The organism is Bacillus sp. FSL M8-0350 (assembly GCF_038593345.1).
GTDB lineage: Bacteria > Bacillota > Bacilli > Bacillales > Bacillaceae > Bacillus > Bacillus safensis.
Genome location: NZ_CP151985.1, coordinates 3,029,804 through 3,049,545, shown reverse-complemented (window position 1 = coordinate 3,049,545; position 19,742 = coordinate 3,029,804). Strand labels below are relative to the sequence as shown.

At 43.1% G+C, this 19,742-nt stretch carries 19 protein-coding genes; 15 read left to right on the top strand and 4 right to left on the bottom strand.

Features of this window, described 5'->3' with window-relative positions; all coding sequences use genetic code 11:
- Nucleotides 1-31 precede the first annotated feature (31 nt).
- From psiE to NSS80_RS16020, 8 genes are all read left to right on the top strand, one after another.
- Complete coding sequence (psiE, locus tag NSS80_RS16055; RefSeq protein WP_024423385.1) at nucleotides 32-460, top strand: phosphate-starvation-inducible protein PsiE; 429 nt, start codon at nucleotides 32-34, stop codon at nucleotides 458-460.
- Nucleotides 461-651: 191 nt separating this feature from the next.
- A complete protein-coding gene (locus NSS80_RS16050; protein ID WP_034623831.1) occupies nucleotides 652-1,452 on the top strand; it encodes an HAD family hydrolase in 801 nt (266 codons plus the stop codon).
- A gap of 321 nt (nucleotides 1,453-1,773) precedes the next feature.
- Entirely contained in the window at nucleotides 1,774-2,685 is a 912-nt protein-coding gene (locus NSS80_RS16045) for an alpha/beta hydrolase (protein WP_342498346.1), read from the top strand.
- A gap of 65 nt (nucleotides 2,686-2,750) precedes the next feature.
- Nucleotides 2,751-3,659 (top strand): alpha/beta fold hydrolase, encoded by a 909-nt coding sequence (locus NSS80_RS16040; protein WP_342498345.1) that lies wholly within the window; start codon nucleotides 2,751-2,753, stop codon nucleotides 3,657-3,659.
- A 139-nt stretch (nucleotides 3,660-3,798) separates the two neighbouring features.
- Nucleotides 3,799-4,752, top strand: a complete 954-nt coding sequence (locus tag NSS80_RS16035; protein ID WP_024423382.1) for an iron-siderophore ABC transporter substrate-binding protein — start codon at nucleotides 3,799-3,801, stop codon at nucleotides 4,750-4,752.
- A gap of 73 nt (nucleotides 4,753-4,825) precedes the next feature.
- The gene (locus NSS80_RS16030; RefSeq protein ID WP_024423381.1) at nucleotides 4,826-5,842 is read left to right on the top strand and encodes an iron ABC transporter permease; all 1,017 of its coding nucleotides are present in this window, start codon (nucleotides 4,826-4,828) and stop codon (nucleotides 5,840-5,842) included.
- Nucleotides 5,835-6,872 (top strand): iron ABC transporter permease, encoded by a 1,038-nt coding sequence (locus tag NSS80_RS16025; RefSeq protein WP_024425988.1) that lies wholly within the window; start codon nucleotides 5,835-5,837, stop codon nucleotides 6,870-6,872. Before NSS80_RS16030 ends, NSS80_RS16025 begins: the two co-directional genes overlap by 8 nt.
- Before the next feature lie 21 nt (nucleotides 6,873-6,893).
- A complete protein-coding gene (locus NSS80_RS16020; RefSeq protein ID WP_317221850.1) occupies nucleotides 6,894-7,640 on the top strand; it encodes an IucA/IucC family C-terminal-domain containing protein in 747 nt (248 codons plus the stop codon).
- Between the two features lie 13 nt (nucleotides 7,641-7,653).
- Here the strand turns inward: NSS80_RS16020 and NSS80_RS16015 are convergent, their stop codons facing one another.
- Nucleotides 7,654-8,532, bottom strand: a complete 879-nt coding sequence (locus tag NSS80_RS16015) for an endonuclease (RefSeq protein ID WP_317221851.1) — start codon at nucleotides 8,530-8,532, stop codon at nucleotides 7,654-7,656.
- A 171-nt stretch (nucleotides 8,533-8,703) separates the two neighbouring features.
- Between NSS80_RS16015 and NSS80_RS16010 the strand changes: the two genes are divergently transcribed.
- Nucleotides 8,704-9,939, top strand: a complete 1,236-nt coding sequence (locus NSS80_RS16010; RefSeq protein WP_224426602.1) for an alanine--glyoxylate aminotransferase family protein — start codon at nucleotides 8,704-8,706, stop codon at nucleotides 9,937-9,939.
- 158 nt (nucleotides 9,940-10,097) lie between these two features.
- Nucleotides 10,098-11,288: a tetracycline resistance MFS efflux pump gene (locus tag NSS80_RS16005; protein WP_044331231.1), complete on the top strand. Its 1,191-nt coding sequence runs from the start codon at nucleotides 10,098-10,100 to the stop codon at nucleotides 11,286-11,288.
- 56 nt (nucleotides 11,289-11,344) lie between these two features.
- On the opposite strand, the gene NSS80_RS16000 is transcribed toward NSS80_RS16005, so the two are convergent.
- The gene (locus tag NSS80_RS16000; RefSeq protein ID WP_326483747.1) at nucleotides 11,345-12,502 is read right to left on the bottom strand and encodes an oxalate decarboxylase family bicupin; all 1,158 of its coding nucleotides are present in this window, start codon (nucleotides 12,500-12,502) and stop codon (nucleotides 11,345-11,347) included.
- A 64-nt stretch (nucleotides 12,503-12,566) separates the two neighbouring features.
- Entirely contained in the window at nucleotides 12,567-13,736 is a 1,170-nt protein-coding gene (locus NSS80_RS15995; protein ID WP_342498344.1) for a helix-turn-helix domain-containing protein, read from the bottom strand.
- A 305-nt stretch (nucleotides 13,737-14,041) separates the two neighbouring features.
- On the opposite strand from NSS80_RS15995, the gene NSS80_RS15990 reads away from it, so the two are divergent.
- The 4 genes from NSS80_RS15990 to yunB all read left to right on the top strand — a co-directional run bounded on the left by NSS80_RS15990 (nucleotide 14,042) and on the right by yunB (nucleotide 17,546).
- Nucleotides 14,042-14,893, top strand: coding sequence for a DUF72 domain-containing protein (locus NSS80_RS15990; protein ID WP_342498343.1), 852 nt, complete (start codon nucleotides 14,042-14,044; stop codon nucleotides 14,891-14,893).
- 66 nt (nucleotides 14,894-14,959) lie between these two features.
- A complete protein-coding gene (locus NSS80_RS15985) occupies nucleotides 14,960-16,333 on the top strand; it encodes a bifunctional UDP-sugar hydrolase/5'-nucleotidase (protein ID WP_065215209.1) in 1,374 nt (457 codons plus the stop codon).
- Between the two features lie 67 nt (nucleotides 16,334-16,400).
- The gene (locus tag NSS80_RS15980) at nucleotides 16,401-16,706 is read left to right on the top strand and encodes a DUF1805 domain-containing protein (protein ID WP_034282637.1); all 306 of its coding nucleotides are present in this window, start codon (nucleotides 16,401-16,403) and stop codon (nucleotides 16,704-16,706) included.
- Nucleotides 16,707-16,775: 69 nt separating this feature from the next.
- Nucleotides 16,776-17,546 carry a sporulation protein YunB gene (gene yunB, locus NSS80_RS15975; protein WP_080701219.1) on the top strand — a complete coding sequence of 257 codons (771 nt, stop codon included), beginning with the start codon at nucleotides 16,776-16,778 and terminating at the stop codon, nucleotides 17,544-17,546.
- Nucleotides 17,547-17,572: 26 nt separating this feature from the next.
- On the opposite strand, the gene NSS80_RS15970 is transcribed toward yunB, so the two are convergent.
- The gene (locus NSS80_RS15970; RefSeq protein ID WP_229137106.1) at nucleotides 17,573-18,517 is read right to left on the bottom strand and encodes a M23 family metallopeptidase; all 945 of its coding nucleotides are present in this window, start codon (nucleotides 18,515-18,517) and stop codon (nucleotides 17,573-17,575) included.
- A gap of 326 nt (nucleotides 18,518-18,843) precedes the next feature.
- Here NSS80_RS15970 and lipA point away from each other — a divergent pair, with 326 nt between their 5' ends.
- Entirely contained in the window at nucleotides 18,844-19,740 is an 897-nt protein-coding gene (gene lipA / locus NSS80_RS15965) for a lipoyl synthase (protein ID WP_008360456.1), read from the top strand.
- Nucleotides 19,741-19,742 lie beyond the last annotated feature (2 nt).

Genomic DNA, 19,742 nt, shown 5'->3' with positions numbered 1-19,742 from the left:
AATGAATAACATGGAATGGAGAGACAATCTAATGAAACGATTCAACAACTTCCAAAAGGTACCGGATCTCTTGCAAGGCCTTCTGAATATTTGTTTATTCTTTCTGGCCATTGCTTTAAGCGTCCTCTTAATTAGTGAAACTTGGTATATTGTCCAATTCGTTTACAAGAATTTGCTCAGCAAAGAAGACAGTTATTATGAAATGCTTGGTGAGTTGCTGATCTTCTTTATGTACTTTGAGTTTATTGCCTTAATTATTAAGTACTTTAAATCAAACTTTCATTTTCCGCTTCGCTATTTTATATATATTGGCATCACAGCCGTCATCCGTTTGATTATTATCGATCATAAGGAGGCTGTATCGACGTTCTGGTGGGCGTTGACTATCTTAGCCATGACGGTTGCACTCTTTATCGCTAGTAAACGACATGCGGTTCAGGAGCATGAAGAAGTGAAGTGAGGGAAGAAGACGAACGATGACCGTTCGTCTATTTTTTTATATGTTGATTCATGAAACGCCTTGTGACGTACCTGTAACAAGTGCCTTTATGTGTGATGACAAACAACATGTTCCTGGCTTATTTACTTTCTGGCACGTACACATATACAATTTTCATAGTGTTTGTTCAGCTAAGGAATTGGAGGAAGAACATGATTAAATTAATTATTACGGATTTAGACGGCACTTTTTTAAATCGCCAAGGATCATTTGATCAAGCTTTATTTCAGAAAATAAAAGCATTAATGGAAGAGAAAAATGTAGCGTTCGCTCCTTGTACGGGAAAGCAGTGTGAACGAGTGGAGGCATTGTTTGGTGAGCATGCAAAGGATTTTTGGATTTTAGGGGATAGCGCAACGCGGATTAAAAAGAATGGACAATTTGTTTATGAATCTTTAATAAAAAATGATCTGGGTTTATCGATCATCCATAAGCTGGAGGAGATAAGTAAAGTGCAGACGATCATTGCATGTACGAAAGATGGTGCAGTCGTCAATGAGCATTTATCTGAGAGTGAAATGAGATTTGTGACGGGCTCTTATACAAATGTCCTCAAGGTATCAAACTTTGCAGATATACAAGATGACTTTGTGAAAATCACCGTTCATGATCCTGAGGCAAATTGCGTACAGACGAGAGAAATGTTAAGTGAATTCTTTGAACAAGTATATGTTGTCGCTTCAGAAGATACGTGGATTGACATTTCCAATATTGGTGTTCATAAAGGAACCACCGTGAAGCAGCTACAGAACATTTTGGGGGTAACAGAAGAGGAAACGATGGTGTTTGGTGATGGACGTAATGATCTAGAACTGATGGAATCCGCTCAGTACAGCTTTGCTGTAAGAAATGCCGTCCAAGAGGTAAAAGATGCTGCGCATTTTATTACGCTCTCAAATGAAGAGAGCGGGGTCATGCATACGATTCAAAAAATCCTAAGCTTGCAGCCTTAATCGTAATCAATCCAAAAGACGAACTTGTCCAGTTCGTCTTTTTTCATGTCTGGACATTGACGTGATGAACACTTAGTCGATATCTGTCTATTAATGAACGGTTAGGGTCAGATTGACAATTGATTGTCATGCATCTAAAAAGTAGAATATGAGTAACAGTAAATAAACAGTTGTTCATTAATGGATAGGTGTTTGTTGTGGTGAGTGATCAGCTGGATAAAAAGGTTTTTTCCTGATGTACGTCTTCATATGGTATGCTTTAGAAGCCTTATCTTTCCATCGAAATCGATCATCATGATTCTATGAACAGGGGTTGATCATATGCGAAGTATTCAAAGTTTTTTAGTAGAACAGCTACTTGCTTTGACGAAAAAGAAACTCAATGTAAATGATTATCTAGAAGAACGAAGAAAGGCAAATCAACTACCTTATGAATTACCTGAAAAAATCAAGAATAAGTACAAAATCACTAAAAATGACTCGTTTCCAGTCGATACGTATATGCTGAAATCAAATGACCAGCCAGATGACCATCAGGTGTTGTTTATACCAGGTGGTGGCTATATCGAACAGCCTTTAACTTGGCACTGGCGTTTTTTAGATCGATTGACGAAGCAATTAAATAGTACGGTGTATGTGCCGGTGTATCCAAAAGCACCGAACCATCAGTATATGGATGCGATCGAGAGTGTCCTCCCTGTGTACCAAGGTCTTTTAGAGAAAGGAACACCTGAAAATATCGTCATCATGGGCGATTCTGCTGGCGGCGGTTTATCGTTAGCTTTTGCTCAATACTTGGCAAAAAAGGGCTTGCCGCAGCCAGGAAATATCATTCTTTTATCACCATGGCTAGATGTCACATTAAGCAACCCAGATATCGCTGCTATGGTTCCAAAAGAGCCAATGCTCAATCTAGCCTTATTAATTGAAGCAGGAAAAAGATATGCGGGTGAAATGGATGAAACACACCACTTAGTCAGTCCAATTTATGGAGAGATCAAATCACTGGGACGAATTTCTGTTTTTATAGGCACTCACGAATTCTTTCTCCCAGATGCTCGTAAATTCAAAGAGATGGCAGAAAAGCAGGGGGTTCCAATAAACTATATAGAATATCCTAAAATGAATCACGTGTTTCCTGTCTTCCCTATACCAGAAGCAAAAAAAGCGTTAAATCAAATTGTCGCGATTATTGAAAGTAATACCTTCCCTTTGAAAGAATTCAATGAATAAGATATAAGAATGAGGATGACTAGCGCGGCTGGCCATTCTCGTTTCTGTTTGAAGGAGCAAAAAAATTGACAGATATCAAGACCGAACCATTCTCATTTACAAGTATGCAGCAGGCAGCCGCTGTACATATTCCAGAAAGACAATTCATTTCATCACATGATGGTACAAGCCTTGCGTATTATCCATTTTTATCAGAAAAGAAGACGCAGGCCAATGTGATCTTGATTCATGGCGGTGGTGCTCATAGTTTGGCTGGTTATGAGCATATCGCTTACACACTGCAACATGATTTTCACGTAAATGTATTTTTACTTGATCTAAGAGGCCACGGCCATTCTCAAGGAAAAAAGGGTGATACACCTCGTGTCACTGATGTATGGCAAGATATCTCGCAGGTTGTAGATGCTATCAAACAGGAGCATAAAGGTGCCATCTACCTTTGTGGTCATTCATCTGGAGCGGGCCTGCTGCTTAACTACTTGTCTTGGCCAAAAAAAAGAGAAGTAGACGGTTACTTTTTTATTGCACCTGAATTTGGCTATAAATCAGGTACTGCGAGGCCTGATCAAATCCCTTTTGCAAGCGTTCAAGTATGGAAGTTCGTTCTGTCTGCGATGACAAAAGGGGGGCTGATGAGTCATTCTGAAGCCGTACGTTTTCATTATCCTGCATGGGCAGTCGAGCAGGATCCGCTTCTGTTGACGACCATCACTGTCAATCTATCTCTTGCTTTAACCCCATCTGCACCTAAAAACCAATTTGCGAAGATGGATCGGCCGTATGGCATGTTTGTAGGCAGCAAGGATGAACTGTATGACGTCGAGACATTTCTCCCTTTTCATGAGTTGCCGAAAGAACCAATCAAAAAACAATCAGTCTATCAAGTGCTTGAAGGACATACCCATTTGTCAGTTTTACTAGAAGCAGGAAAACAGATTGGCAGGACCATCCAGATGTGGAATCCTTCTATTTAGTATGAATAACTAGTCAATACTCTCCCATTTTCTTAAAAATTTACATTGACACCATCCTTTTCTATGATAAAATCATAGTGTGATAATGAGAATCGTTATCAAACGATATGACTACATATAGAATGGATAGGTGAGGTACATGTTCAAGAAATCTTTTTGGTCGCTATTAGTTGTGCTCTCCATCGTTTTACTTGCAGCTTGCGGCAGCAATAGCAGTAACGGCAAGTCAGATAGTAAAGAGAAAACAAGAACCGTTGAAAGCGCTATCGGTTCAACTGAAATTAAAGGATCGCCTAAACGTGTGGTGACACTGTACCAAGGAGCAACGGATGCAGCAGTCGCTATGGGCATTAAACCAGTAGGTGTTGTTGAATCATGGCTTGAAGCACCTACGTATAAATATTTAAGAAATGACTTAAAGGATGTTAAAATTGTTGGGCAGGAAACACAGCCAAACTTAGAGGAAATTGAAAAGCTCAAGCCTGATTTGATCATTGCATCGAAAATCCGTCACGAGCAAATTTTTGATCAGCTGAAAGAAATCGCTCCAACTGTTGCAACTGAAACTGTGTTCACATTTAAAGATACAGTGAAGTTGATGGGTGAAGCGTTAAACCAGGAAGACAAATCAAAAGAATTGCTGACGAAGTGGGATGACCGCGTCGCTGACTTCAAAGAAAAAGCGAAAAAAGACATCAAAAACTGGCCGATGAGTGTATCTGTGGTGAACTTCCGTGCAGATCATGCTAGAATCTATCAAACTGGTTTCGCAGGGTCCATTTTAACAGAGCTAGGCTTTGAAGGACCTAAGAATGTCAAAGATAAAAAGCAAGACATCATTACACTGACAGACAAAGAGAGCATTCCGCAAATGGATGCAGATGTGATCTATTACTTTATGGATGAAAAGGATAAAGCAGTTGAAAAAGCATATAAAGAGTGGACAAGTCATCCTTTATGGAAGCAGCTTGACGCAGTGAAAGCGAAACAAGTGCATAAAGTAGATGAAATCACTTGGAACATGGGCGGAGGTATTATCGCTGCAAACATGATGCTTGATGATATTTACGATCGTTTAGGAATTGATAAATAAGTCGTAACAGAGGAGAAAATGTGAATATACCATTTTCTCCTTTTTTCCATAACAGATTGAAAGCGGGAATCAGATGAGAAGTTTAATAAAAAAGGATTCAAGCAAGGCACTGCTTTTTGCTGGATTCATTGTGTTGATGTTGGTCTTTTTTATGCTCAGTATTTCCCTTGGGCAAACCTCAATTTCCCTCAAAGCCACCATCCATGCTTTTCTTCAATTTGATGAATCGGATCCAAACAGTGTCATTGTCATGACATCCAGATTATCAAGAGCTTTAATTGCAACGGTCGTTGGCTCAAGCCTGGCGATTTCAGGTGCACTCATGCAGGCATTGACGAGAAATCCGCTTGCGGCGCCTGATTTATTAGGAATTAATGCAGGTGGACTATTTTTTATCGTGATTTCGATTGTTTTCTTTTCAACAGAGTCGTTAACAAGCTATATGTGGACAGCCTTTCTAGGCGCAGCGATTGCAGGGATGCTCGTTTTTCTATTAGGTTCTATTGGAAGAGATGGATTGACGCCGGTCAAAATAGTCCTTGCAGGTGCGGCGATATCTGCACTGTTTGCGTCTTTTACACAAGGTCTTTTAATCGTGAATGAACAGTCGATTCAAAGCATTTTGTTCTGGATGGCTGGGTCAGTGTCTGGAAGAAGCATTGATATGTTAATCCCTGTTTTGCCTTATATTTTAGGTGCGACTGTAGTGGCGCTGCTTCTTGGACGTTCTATTAATGTTCTTTTGTCGGGAGATGATATTGCCAAAGGACTTGGCCAGCGTACACTGCTGCTGAAAATCACGATGGGTGTCCTCGTTGTCTTTTTAGCAGGTGGTTCCGTCGCTGTTGCTGGTTCAATTGGTTTTGTTGGTTTTCTTGTGCCGCATATTGTGAAAAAGCTCGTTGGGCCTGACCACCGCTGGGTACTGCCGTATTGTGCCGTTGTGGGGGCGTCGCTTTTACTTGCCGCGGATCTGGCGGCTCGTTTTCTGATCATGCCGCAGGAAGTGCCGATTGGTGTCATGACGGCGGTAGCAGGAGCGCCTCTATTTGTTTATCTCGTGCGCAAGGGGTTGAAGACAGGTGGCTAAAACATATACAGTGCGTTCTAAAGGCGGGCGCATTTCATTTCAATTTTCAAAGCGGACGTTTTTGATTTTACTTTTATTGACGGCCATTGCCTTTGGCTTATTTATTCTCAGTCTCAGTATGGGAAGCCGGTTCATTCAGCCGGTCGATGTGCTGCTTCACTTAATCGGTCAGGGAGAGGGGAATTCCTTTGTGTTAAATACACTGAGGATTCCACGAACGCTGCTGGCTGTTTTAGTTGGATCTGCACTTGCGGTATCAGGGCTTATTTTGCAAGGGTTGATCCGCAACCCGCTGGCATCACCAGATATCATTGGAATTACAAGTGGTGCTTCGTTTGGTGCGATTATGTTCATCGTCTTTTGGATGGGCACTGTGCCTATTGCTTATCAATCCTTATGGGCGATTGCAGGTGCTTTTGCGGTATCGAGTCTGATCTATTTGCTTTCATGGAAAAAAGGGGTCAAGCCGATCACACTTGTTCTAATGGGAATTGGGATTTCTGCCATTATGAAGGCATGTGTGACGTTTACGCTTGTTCTTAGTGATACGATGACAACGACCAAGTCTTACATCTGGCTGACGGGGAGCTTATATGGTTCTACGATGAAAGACGTCACTGCGATGCTTCCTTGGGTGATGATCATTTTACCGATTGTCATGGTGTTAGCAAGAACGATGAATGTAAAAGAACTTGGCGATGATCTTGCAACAGGTCTCGGGGTTAAAGTGCAGGCGAAACGATTATTCTTTCTCCTGATGAGTGTGACATTGGCTGGTGTTGCAGTCGCATTTGCAGGCGGCATTGAATTTGTTGGACTCATGGCGCCGCACGTTGCACGGATGATCATTGGACGTTCATTCATAGCGCTTGTCCCAGCATCTGCGCTTGTTGGAAGTATTCTCGTGATGCTGGCTGATCTTGTTGCTAGAACCGCATTTCTACCGTTAGATGTCCCAGCAGGTGTATTTACGGCAGCCATTGGTGCACCGTTCTTTATTTATTTGTTATATCAACAGCGTAATCGATAAACAGAAGATGGGGGTTTTGATATGAGGCCAGAGTGGGTTGAGAGAGAATTACTTGATTTTGGCGTACACATCACAAATGGACCTATGACATCTGATCGCACACTTGCTGCGCTTTTTTCAGAAGCAGCCGTCATACGTTTATTAGAAGCTGAAAAGGAAGCGATGCATGCACCGAATCTTGCGGTAGCAGCCTCTATGTTTTCAAAGCGCTACGCCTACTTAGCTGTCAGTTCCTCTTTATACTTAATGACGCTGTATGACGGTGTCTATCAGTTTCCACCAGCAGCATGTGCATTTAGAGAGGATCGAAAAATTGAAATGGAAGAGGCGGCGTGTTCGTTTGTTCCACTAGAAGGAGACGACAGGCATGAGTGGAGAGAGAAGGTCTTGCGTGCGCTGTTTACGGAGTGTGTCACGCCTCTTTTAGACGTGCTGAACCGCACATCAAAACTCTCTTATCGTATTTTATGGGAAAATGTAGCGGTTCGAATCAACTCTCTTTATCGAAGCATGATGCGGGAAGCGGAAGAGCCTGCGGTGAAGCAGCGCGTGCGGGAGGATTATCTGTATCTGAAGCAGGCGGCTGGAGATGTTTTTGGAGCTCAGCAAAATCCATTTCAGCACAGCCTAAACCTAGACGCCAGTTTACTTGAAACATCCAACCGGAAGACCTGCTGTATGTATTATAAGCTAGAGAAAAAATCGGAGAGTCTCGATTATTGTCTTGTTTGTCCGCTTGAAAAAAAGAAAGGCACTGCTTGCTCGTAGCAGTGCCCTTTTTTTATTCCCAAATCTCACTTGCCCATTCAGGGTGATCAATAAAAGGGTTGCGATTGTGCTGATACGTTTGATATATGATCTCATTGCGGTTCCGTTCGATTTGATCGACTGGGTCCTGCTTGTGCCATTTGAGAAGTACAGACATTTTGCCGTGAAGAGGAGAGCTTCCATTATTTACTTTGTCGTTCAATTCTAAATCTGGAAAGCGGTCATCTCCTTCGTAGCGAACCGCCATATAAAAGAGCATTCTCGCAACATCTCCTTTGACCTTGCTGTGAGGTTCGAATGAGTCGCTGTCGTAGAAATTGCCCGGCGCTCCTTTGTATTCATTACCACCCATGTCAAAATCTAAATTTCCGCGTGTGCTGTTCGTTTGCACATCTGCCGCACGAAGGTGGTGGAGATCTGTCCCAGGCCCTTGGCTTGTCCCGAAATTTCCGTGAGACTTGGCCCAGACATGCTCCCGGTTCCACTGGCCCACATTTCCGCCATTCGACTGCTTTGAACGGGAGACACCACTATAAAGCAGCAGCACATTGTTTGGGTTATTGGGGTCTTCATCTGTTTTCTTTAAGGCATCCCACACCTGGCTGTAGGATAGCTGCGTATGATCATCGATGATATCGTGTAAAGCCTTCTTAAGAGCGGGCCCTGATTTGCCAGCAGCAGATTGGTAATAGGAATCGATTTGACTTGTGGCGGCAGTTTGCGTTTGTTGTGCAGATGTTTCGTTTTGAAGCTGTAACGGGGAAAAGGTGATCGTTTGACTAGATTCACTCAGATTGAAACCTTGAGCATTTGCAGCTGGAGGCAACGGGGCGGCGAATGTGCCGAATATCATGATTCCGGCGGCCACAGTTCCAAATAAAGTTCTTTTCATTCGATTTCCTCCTTGATAGGGAATGTATTCTCTTTATTTCTATCATATTGCCATGAAGAAATAAATGGATTTCTCGTAAATTTTATGTAATAAGTTCATAGGAAAAGAGATTGCTATTTTAGGCGTATTCCTGTATAAGTGGGCTTATAAGGATGGACAGCAAGGGAGAGGATGGATCACGTGAAAGAACTGCAAACACCTTCAAGAACGATTATGACACCGGGACCCGTTGAAGTAGATCCGAGAGTGCTCCGTGTGATGAGCACGCCAATTCTCGGTCAATTTGATCCGGCATTTACACACATTATGAATGAAACAATGACTTTATTGCGATCACTTTTTCAAACAGAAAACAGATGGGCTTATCCAATTGACGGTACGTCACGTTCAGGGCTTGAAGCTGTGCTCGCCAGTGTGATTGAGCCGGGAGATTCAATGCTTGTGCCTGTCTTTGGCCGCTTCGGTCACCTGCTCATTGAAATAGGGCAGCGCTACGGAGCTGAGGTACATACAATGGAATGTGAATGGGGGACGGTTTTTGACCCTGACGACATCATCAAAGAAATAAAGCGGGTCAAGCCTAAAATCGTTGCCATGGTTCATGGTGAAACATCCACCGGACGATTACAGCCGCTCAAGCAAATCGGTGAAGCATGCCGGGCTCTTGATGTGCTGTTCATTGTAGACGCTGTGGCGACCATTGGCGGTGTCGAGGTAAAAGTGGATGAATGGAAAATTGATGCGGCGATTGGCGGCACGCAGAAATGTTTATCTGTTCCATCAGGCATGTCACCTATTACGTATAATGACCGAGTCGCAGCTGTCATTGAATCGAGAAAGAAAGTAGAAAAAGGCATTGCGACACAGGATGAATTACAAAAACAAATCGACATTTCTCCAATCAAAAGCAATTATTTTGATTTAAGCCAGCTTCAGGATTATTGGAGCCCAAGACGATTAAATCATCATACAGAAGCGACAACGATGCTCTATGCACTGCGAGAAGGGGTTCGTCTTGTGCTGGAAGAAGGGCTGTCTGAACGTTTTCAAAGGCACACGTATCATGAGAAAGCCTTGATGAAAGGTCTTGAAGCAATGGGGCTTGAATTGTTTGGTGATCCAGATTGTAAAATGCCGGTTGTAACCTGTATTGTCATTCCAAGTGGTATTGACGGAGAAGCGGTCCGTGCCGATCTGCTCCATCATTTTGGGATTGAGATTGCAAGCTCCTTTGGACCGCTTGCCGGCCGTATATGGAGAATTGGGACAATGGGCTACAGCTGCCGAAAGGAAAATGTGCTGTTTGTGTTAGCAGGGCTGGAAGCGATTCTCATCAAACACGGTGCGGCTATCCATTGCGGAGCAGGGCTTCAGGCGGCTCTTTCTATCTATGAACAAGCTGAATAACGAGCTCCAACATACTCGCCATTGGCGGGTATTTTTTATTTGGAAAAGAACACTAATTTTTGAAAAACTAGACTTATAGATGAGGTTATCGCTATACTGGAGAAGTTCTTATCATTTTTGTCATCATTTTCATTTATTTGAAGAAAGAGGTTTTTTGTATGAAGAAGATGGGAAGATTATACATTTTGATGCTCAATATTTTTATTGCCATGCTTGGCTTTGGCCTCATTGTACCTGTTATGCCGAGTTATATCGAAGCCTTTGGTGCAACAGGAAAAACACTTGGTTTTCTTGTCGCTGCAACAGGTCTTACACAATTTGCGTTATCGCCGATTGCCGGCGCACTGACCGATCGATTTGGACGAAGAAAATTGATCATTGCCGGGATTGCGGGTTTTACGATTGCTCAGTTTATTTTTGCTTTTGCTGATCAGCTTTGGATGCTGTTCGTGTCTCGATTTTTAGGCGGTGCTGCCGGAGCTTTGCTTATGCCGGCCATGTTTGCATACATCGCTGATATCACAAGTGAAAAGGACCGAGGGAAAGGAATGGGTCTATTCAGTGCAGCGATGACACTAGGTTTTGTCATTGGGCCGGGCGTAGGCGGCTATTTGGTTGAGTACGGGATCGCATTTCCATTTCTGATTGCCGGTTCCTTTGCTGCTCTTTCTACTTTGTTATCCATCCTCTTCTTACCTGAAACATTAACAAAGGAAAAACAGGAAGAGGCGCGGCTCAACAAGGATATTCATTTCAATCCTTTTGTACAAATGATCGAGGCTCTAAGGACATCTTACGGCTTTTTGTTTATATTGGCCTTTGTCCTCAATTTCGGAATCATTCATTTTGAATCGATTTTCGGCTTATATGTAGACCAAAAACACGGCTTTTCACCGAAGGATATTGCGTTTGTGATTACGGTTGCGGGTCTTGCCGGGGTGCTTGTTCAAGGGGCGTTAGTGAATGCCTGTGTGAAACGATTTGGAGAGATGAGAGTCGTCCGTTATGCGCTGTTAGGTGCGGCTTTCATGCTGATCGCCTGCCGTTTGGCGCCGTCCTTTTGGTTGATTTTTACGGGTTCGATTTTATTTTTATCGGCTACGTCATTTGTCCGACCAGCCCTCAATACATTGCTGTCCAAGATGGCAGGCAATCAGCAAGGGGTAGCAGGCGGTCTCAATACATCCTTTATGAGCCTTGCCAATATCGTCGGACCGAGTCTTGCGGGTATATTATTTGATGTGAATATTGAGTTTCCTTTTATGTTTGGAACACTGGTGCTTTGCGTAAGCTTCGCTGCATCCATCGTGTGGGGGAAAAAAGTGCAGCATGCTTCGGCAGCTTCTTAAAATTTGCTGATAAAAAAACCGATCAGGACGAATTGATCGGTTTTTTATGATGGGCATCATCTCTCATATTTCACGACAGGTGACTTTTCTTTATGAAGCGCACGAATCATCGCTTCATCTACGTGTAAATGCTCTTTCACTAATTGAGGCGGGGTTAAGGCCATCCACTGATTCAACGAAATATCTGCAAACCGGTCACTTTTAAAAATCTCTAAAAACCAAAGGCTCGTTTGGCCGATATTTTGGATGTAATGCCCCATGCCAAAAGGAACATATCCAACATCACCTGCTCTGTAATTAAAGGTGCGGGCAGTACCTCCTGCTCCAAAGACCGTCATTTTAGCTGTACCTGTTAAATAGTATTGCCACTCATCATTATTAGGGTGCCAGTGCATTTCTCTCATGCCGCCAGGTTTTACTTCAACAAGTGCAGCCGCAATCGTTTTTGAAATTGGGAAATTCCGTGAATCGACAATTCGGACGGTTCCGCCAGAGGTTGTTATCGGGTTTTGACGAAGGAGCTGGTGCGTAAATGGCGGCTTAATGCTCCCGTATGGATCAGATACCATTTGGCTTTCTAAGGATGATGGCGGCGAGCCTTGAAACATATAGCGCTGCTTATTCGGAATATGGTCAAACAATTTCCTAGGAACACCAAAATTGGCGGAGAGAATCTCTTTCGGTGTATGGGCAAACCAGTCTGTGATCGTGAATGTATCAAATTCAGAAAAATCGCCATCATCAAATACAAGAAGGAACTCACAACCATCCTCAAGTCCTTGAATAGAGTGCGGGATACCAGGTGGAAAATACCACAAATCGCCTTCTTCTAGATCAGCCATCATATTTCGCCCTTCTGCATCTACAGATGTGATGCGGGCTTTGCCTAAAATCATATACGCCCATTCCGCCTGCTTATGCCAATGAAGCTCACGAACACCTCCACGTGTGAGCCGCATGTTGACACCTGCAATCGTTGTTGAAACAGGCAGCTCCCGCTTTGTAATTTCCCTCGACCAGCCGCCGTGATTCAAATGCATATGTGTATCAGAAAATGAAAATTTTAAATTTGGGATGGTTCCGGCATCGGTTTTAGGGGGAACGAGCATATCTGGGTTCTCTATATCTCGAAGGACATCGCGCGGGCCTAAGTCGGTGGCACCCGCGCCATCCTTTCGAATGGGCTGCGGGATGTGACGGAGCTCATCATCCATTTGTCATCCCTCCTTGAGTCTCATTTTTCTCCTCCAAACTATATGAAGCTTCAGAAGAAAAAATTCAATCAGGATGGGATGAGAGAAACATTTGAATACGGAAAGCTAAGCGCAGCCGCAATGTTGCGTCAGAATCTTTTAAGCTGATTCGAAGCAATTCTTCACACTTCTCGAGGCGATAAATGACCGTGTTGCGATGAATGGACAAGCGTTTGGCTGTTTCTGAAATGTGGCAATGGGTTTCTAAATAAACAGATAAGGTGTGAAGAAGGCTTTGATCGACTTGTGATGGTTCAGATAACGGGTGAAGGTGCAGCTGGTGAAACGTGATCATATCCTTTCTTGGAATGAGCCTTAGTAAATCTGGCACATCCTTCGCTTGATAAAATTGAATATATTCAGTCCGCGATGAGAGATGTCCGGTTTGAAGAGCCTCTAATGCTTCATTGTAGCCTTCAGACAGATGGGAGATGTGGCAGCCCGTCAAGCTCACCCCAAAAGAAATAGTATGATTCACTTGCAGTTTAACAAGCATCTGCAACTGTTTTAAAAAAGAGCTGAGCCTGTCGCTAACCTCCGGCCAACTGCCAGTCTCCTCCATCAATACAACACCCATATCACCTTTTAAAAACAGAAAGGCAGGAAATGGGCAGCTTGGAAGTGCACTTTCGAGCAGATCAGCCACTTGATCCAAAACCATTTGCTGCTTCATAAAACATGTGGTATCACTGCGCTCGTCAAGCTGACAGATCATACATAGATAGCGGCATTCGGCGTTTAATCCAAATGCCTGAGCGAAATGTAAGGGATCTTGCTGGGAAGACGATGCCCTCTCTATCCATTTGCGAAAGCCCTCATTTCTAGCACGCTTGGCCGTTTGCAGGGCGGCATATTGTCTCATACGTGCAATCGACATTTCGTTTACTGCTTTTGCAATGATCCCATGCAAAGTTTTATTCTGCGGGTAAATGAAAGCAAGGATGACCAGATAATCACATGTTTGTTCGTTTAGATCAATTGGAAAGATGGAAAAGGTTTGTTTTGCATGTATCATTGAAAAAGAATGAGTTGTCCTGCTTTGAAAAAAGGGGAGAATGTGCATCCATTCTGAGCTTGTGATCATGGGGTGCGAGGTATAGAGAATACGTCCATGCTGGTTAAACAAATAGATGGGCTTGTGAATCTTTTTGGCCATTTTTTGTAAAATTTCAAACTGGTTATCGTCTATGTTCATATCCACTGGGTCTCCTTTATTGGTGAAGATGAATAAAAAAATGGACAATCACTGTCAGCATCTCTGATATGCATTTTATGTTATCAGCTAAAATCATTTTAGATAGAAAGTTGTCAATTAATATAACAAACAAACAGAGCGTCAGGACAAAATCACGTGCCGCCAGTCATCTTCATTCAGAATTACGAGCAAATATGATATGTTGTAGACAGAAGAATTTCTTTCAGAAAATATGGGTATCACAAGAAACAAAGGCTTCGAATGAGGAAGCCGTCTATACATGAGAGTGGCAAGAGGTGAGAAACATGATTTATATCGGATTAACTGGCTGGGGAGATCATGACAGTCTTTATCCGCCGAGAATCGGCAGCGCGCAAAAGCTGTTTCACTACGCGTCAACGTTTCCGATTGTGGAACTGGATGCCAGCTTTTATGCGGTTCAGCCTGAGCGTAATCATGAAAAGTGGATAAAGGATACGCCAGATGACTTTCAATTTGTTGTGAAAGCATACCAAGGAATGACTGGACATCAAAGGGGCGAGATTCCGTTTGCTTCAAAGGAAGAAATGTTTGATGCATTTATTCTTTCGCTGACTCCCCTTATTCTTGAAGGAAAACTAGCCATGGTGCTCTTTCAATTTCCCCCATGGTTTGATTGCAAAAAAGAGCACGTCCACTATTTAAGATGGTGTAAGGAGAAGATGGGGGACATTCCATGTGCTCTCGAATTCCGAAACCGTACATGGTTTTCAGATGAATTTTATGAGCAGACTTTGTCCTTTATGGAAAAGGAAGGATGGATTCATTCCGTCTGTGATGAACCGCAAGTCGGAGAAGGCTCCATTCCGCCAGTCATACAAGCTACACACCGTGATAAAACCTTGGTCCGATTTCACGGGAGGAATAAACAGGGCTGGCTTCACCCGACAGACCATGAGAATTGGCGTGAAGTAAGATACTTATATTTATATAATGAAGCTGAATTAAAAGAGTGGAAAAAGAATCTCGACATCCTGCATCAGCAATCGAAAGATGTCTATGTCGTGTTTAACAATAACTCTGGCGGAGATGCAGCGGCGAATGGCCAGCAGATGATTGATTTGCTGGATATCACCTATTCAAACCTGTCTCCGAAGCAGTTAGATTTATTTAGTTAACCGAGAGCTGACTGAAGCTTTCAACCTGAATGAGACGGTCAGTGACAACTTGAGGGAGAGATCAACATGCTGCAGAAGCTATGGTTATATCATACAAACGACTTGCACAGCCACTTTGAGAACTGGCCAAAAATTGCAGCTTATATTGAAGAAAAGCGTCAAGTTCACGATCAGATGCTCTTGTTTGATATTGGCGACCATATGGATCGAGTGAACCTCGTATCCGAAGCGGATTATGGAAAGGTAAACGTCAAGCTCCTCAATCAGCTTGGCTATGATGGAGTCACGATCGGGAATAATGAAGGCATTACGCTGCCCCATGATCAGCTGGATCACTTATATGAGAATGCACAATTTCCAGTGGTCCTGTCTAATTTATTTGAGAAAGGCAAAAGGCCATCATGGGCAAAGCCCTATCATATGATCACAATGGAAAACGGACTGAAGATATGTCTCTTAGGCGTGACCATTGCGTATACACCTGTATATGAAAAGCTGGGCTGGAACATTACTGATCCGTTTGACAGCATACGGGACATGCTGCAGGAAGTGAAGGGACAGGCAGATGTCATTGTGCTTTTATCCCATCTTGGTATCATCCATGATCGAGAGGTCGCCCGTGATTTCCCTGACATCGACATCATCCTAGGCTCACACACGCATCATCTGTTAGAACAAGGTGAAATGGACAATGGTGTGCTGCTTGCATGCGCTGAAAAGTATGGGCATTATATTGGCTGTGTTGAGCTGACGATCGATACAGCGCGCAAAGAGCTGATAGAGAAAAAAGCGACAGTACAGTCAGTAGATCAGCTCATCAGTGAATCAAATGAAGCCATCACAACCTTACAGCAAGCAGAAAGAAGAGCGAAAGCACTCATGCAGGAAAAAGTGACAACGATTGAGTCGAAGCTAGAAACGAAATGGTTCGACGAATCTCCGCTTCCGCAGCTCTTAACAGATGCCATTAAAGATTGGTGCGGAGCAGATATTGGCATGATGAATGCAGGAATGGTGCTTGATTCATTAGAGGCAGGGATCGTCACAAGAGAAGAAATCCACCGGATATGTCCGCATCCCATTAATCCCATTCGGGTGACGCTTACCGGTCAACAGCTTATCGAAACAGTTCGACGGGGCTGTGAAGAAAAAATGGAACAGCTGCGCATCAAAGGCTTCGGATTTAGAGGTGAGCTAATGGGGAAAATGCTATATAGCGGACTCAGCTATACGTTAGAAGAAGGCGATGCCAAACGGGTGAAGGATGTCTTTGTACATGGTCAATTGATCAAAAAAGACGCCTCCTATACAGTTGGCACAGTCGATATGTATACATTAGGCTCTCTTTTTCCTCATATCCGTGATCACGAACACATTGAATATTTCATGCCTGAATTTTTACGTGATGTTCTGACATGGCGCTTGAAGGAAGCCACTTGAAATCCGCTTCAGCCTAACAACACGCGCCCTCTTTTCACATAGATTGTGATGAGAGGAGTGAAGGGATTTGGTGAATTTAACACCTATTACAATTGATGGCCATTCCTTTACAGCGGTCACCGTCAAGCTGCCGAAGACAAATTTTATGGCAGTATCAAATGAACATGGGTATATTATGTGCGGTGCACTGGATGTCGGGCTCTTGAATGAAAAGCTTGCAGATAGAGGAATTATTGCAGGAAGAGCAGTTGGTGTAAGAACCATTGAGCAATTGCTCGATGCTCCTTTAGAATCTGTGACATACGCCGCAGAAGCGCTGGGCATCTCAGCTGGAACAATTGGAAGAGATGCATTATTAAAAATGGTGAAATAAAATAGAGAGATGATTCCTATCCCCCCGCCTGTCTGCATACACATGTAATGGAGAAGGGGGGATTTTTTATTGAGAATGAACCGCCGTTATCGCCCCTACAAGAAGGGCCCTTTGCCATTTCGTTACGTCATGCTGCTTGCGATCTTATTCTTTGTGCTCTCAACCGTAATTAGTTTATTTTTTATCAACCGATCCATTAAACCTACCCTTATTCACATTGCTGAACTAGAAACAGAGCGCATCGCCAATCACCTCATACAATATTCAGTGCAAGACTTTGCAGATGATCAGGAGAATATGAAGGATATGGTGGTCATGAATACAAGTGAGAACGGAAAAGTGACGACCATCGATTTTAATGCGCAAGCAACATCGAAAGCAATGGCTGACCTCTCGCGTCATCTTCAAAAAAATTTAGAGGACATTGAAAAGGGGAACTTTCAAAAAGAGGCAAAAGAAGCATTAAAGGATCAAACAGATGGACATGACGGCATTATATATAACATTCCGCTTGGGCAAGCATCCGGAAATGCACTCATCGCCAACCTCGGACCAAAAGTGCCTGTGCGCTTTAGTGTGATTGGTGATCCGCATACGGACGTTGAAAAAAACATTAAGCCTTATGGCATCAACAATGCCTTGATTGATATTAGTGTTCTGATCGAGGTCAAGGTAAGAGTCATTATCCCATTTGCTTCTGAAACAATCGTAGTTAAAAACTCTGTTCCTGTCTCCATACAAGCCGTTCAAGGAGACGTACCAGATTATTATAATGGCAGCGGAACAAACTCAGGTGCTCCATCAATTGTTCTCCCAGAGAAAAAGGAGAAAAAGGAATAACAGCCCAACAATGATTGGGCTGTTATTTACTTTCGTTTCCGTTCAGCTCTTTCCCACGCCCTCAAATGAGGATATGGATCAAATGACCATTCGGTTCTGCCGTTATCTTTGTACATGCCATAGTGAAGATGCGGCGGAAACTTTCCTGCGGTGCCTGGAGGACCGTAACCGGAGCTTCCGACAGACCCAATCACCTGGCCAGGTTCAACAATTTGACCTGTCTTGAGTCCTTTCGCAAAGCCATTTAAGTGAGCGAAGTAATGATAATGATTATGAATATCTCGAATACCTATCCGCCAGCCGCCAAAACGGTTCCAGCCTTTCATTTCAATCACGCCATACGATGTCGCACGAACGGGAAGTCCATAATGGGCAAATAAATCGGTTCCCTCATGAATTCTTCTGCCTCCAAATCCTCTCGCATCTCCCCATGTACTTCGGTAGCTGTAGTCAGCTCCAACTGGAAGAGGAAAAGCATGCTTTCCAAGATCAAGATGGCCGTAGTGCTTATATAGCTTCATAAAAGATGAAATGATTCCAACGGTTTGATCACGTCCATAATAGTCCCATAAGCCAATTTTTAATTGATCAATGCTGCTGCCGTAGTGAAGCAAGTATTGAGCAAACGTGAACAATACATCCTCATCGTCATCGCTGCTTGCTTTGCCATCCCCATTTCCATCAAGACCAATTCCATCAAACACTTTAATGCTTAAAGGAGAGGTATCCTGTTTATTCGGGTTTTCTGGTCCAATCCACATTTCCCGGGGAATGTAGATGCCAATGACGCCTTTTTGTTTCGGTAAATCTCTTCTGCTTTTTCGAATATTGTGTTCATACTGATCAACTGCAGCAAGTACATACCATGGAACCTGTGTTGTGATGGAGACTTTTTCATATAGGGCCATTCTTTGCTTCAATTCATCTGGCTGCTTGCCCGTCCCTTTTGCATGAACAGGTAAAGGGAGCATTGAAAGAGCAATCATGATGGCTAAAACCACTTTCACAAACGTCCATCTCCTTTCATCGAGCATTGTCTTCTACCGTTTAGTGTGGTTAGATCACTCTATTTCATAAGAAGAAAATGTTAGTAATTTTCTTCTGTTTTTTTAGGAGGCTTTTGGGTATTTTTGCAGCTCATTCCCTTGTTGTTCAATCTGTACTATGTTAAAGTGTCTAAAGAAAAGGCTTTAGGCCGAAGATTCAATTTTTTGCAGCTTCTTGGCTGCATCCATCGTATATAGCAGGAAGATTTTTGTAGATGCACCTTTAACGAATTCATATGGAGATGATGGAATTGGCAAAGAAGGAAGAGCACGTAAGAAAACCGGACTGGCTTAAAATTAAGCTGAATACGAATGAAAACTATACCGGTTTAAAGAAAATGATGCGGGAAAACAACCTGCATACCGTTTGTGAGGAAGCAAAATGTCCGAATATTCATGAATGCTGGGCAGTGAGAAGAACCGCTACATTTATGATCCTTGGATCTGTTTGTACGCGCGCATGCCGTTTCTGTGCGGTGAAAACTGGACTTCCGACTGAGCTTGACCTGCAAGAGCCAGAACGCGTGGCAGATTCAGTAGCCTTAATGAATTTAAAGCACGCTGTCATAACAGCGGTTGCAAGGGATGATCAAAAGGATGGCGGAGCAGGTGTGTTCGCTGAAACCGTTCGTGCGATTAGAAGAAAAAGCCCATTCACGACCATTGAAGTTCTCCCTTCAGATATGGGCGGTAATTATGATAACTTGAAGACGTTAATGGACACTCGTCCTGACATTTTAAATCATAACATTGAAACAGTTCGCAGATTAACGCCAAGAGTTCGTGCGCGTGCTACATATGATCGTTCATTAGAATTCTTGCGTCGTGCAAAAGAAATGCAGCCAGACATTCCAACAAAATCAAGCATTATGATTGGACTTGGTGAAACGAAGGAAGAAATCATTGAAGTCATGGATGATCTTCTTGCCAATAATGTGGATATTATGGCGATTGGCCAGTATTTACAGCCTTCGAAAAAGCATTTGAAAGTTCAAAAATACTACCATCCGGATGAGTTTGCAGAGCTGAAGGAAATTGCGATGTCAAAAGGTTTTAGCCACTGTGAAGCTGGGCCGCTTGTGCGCTCTTCCTACCATGCAGATGAACAAGTAAACGAAGCGTCTAAAAAACGTCAGGCGCAAGCATAACA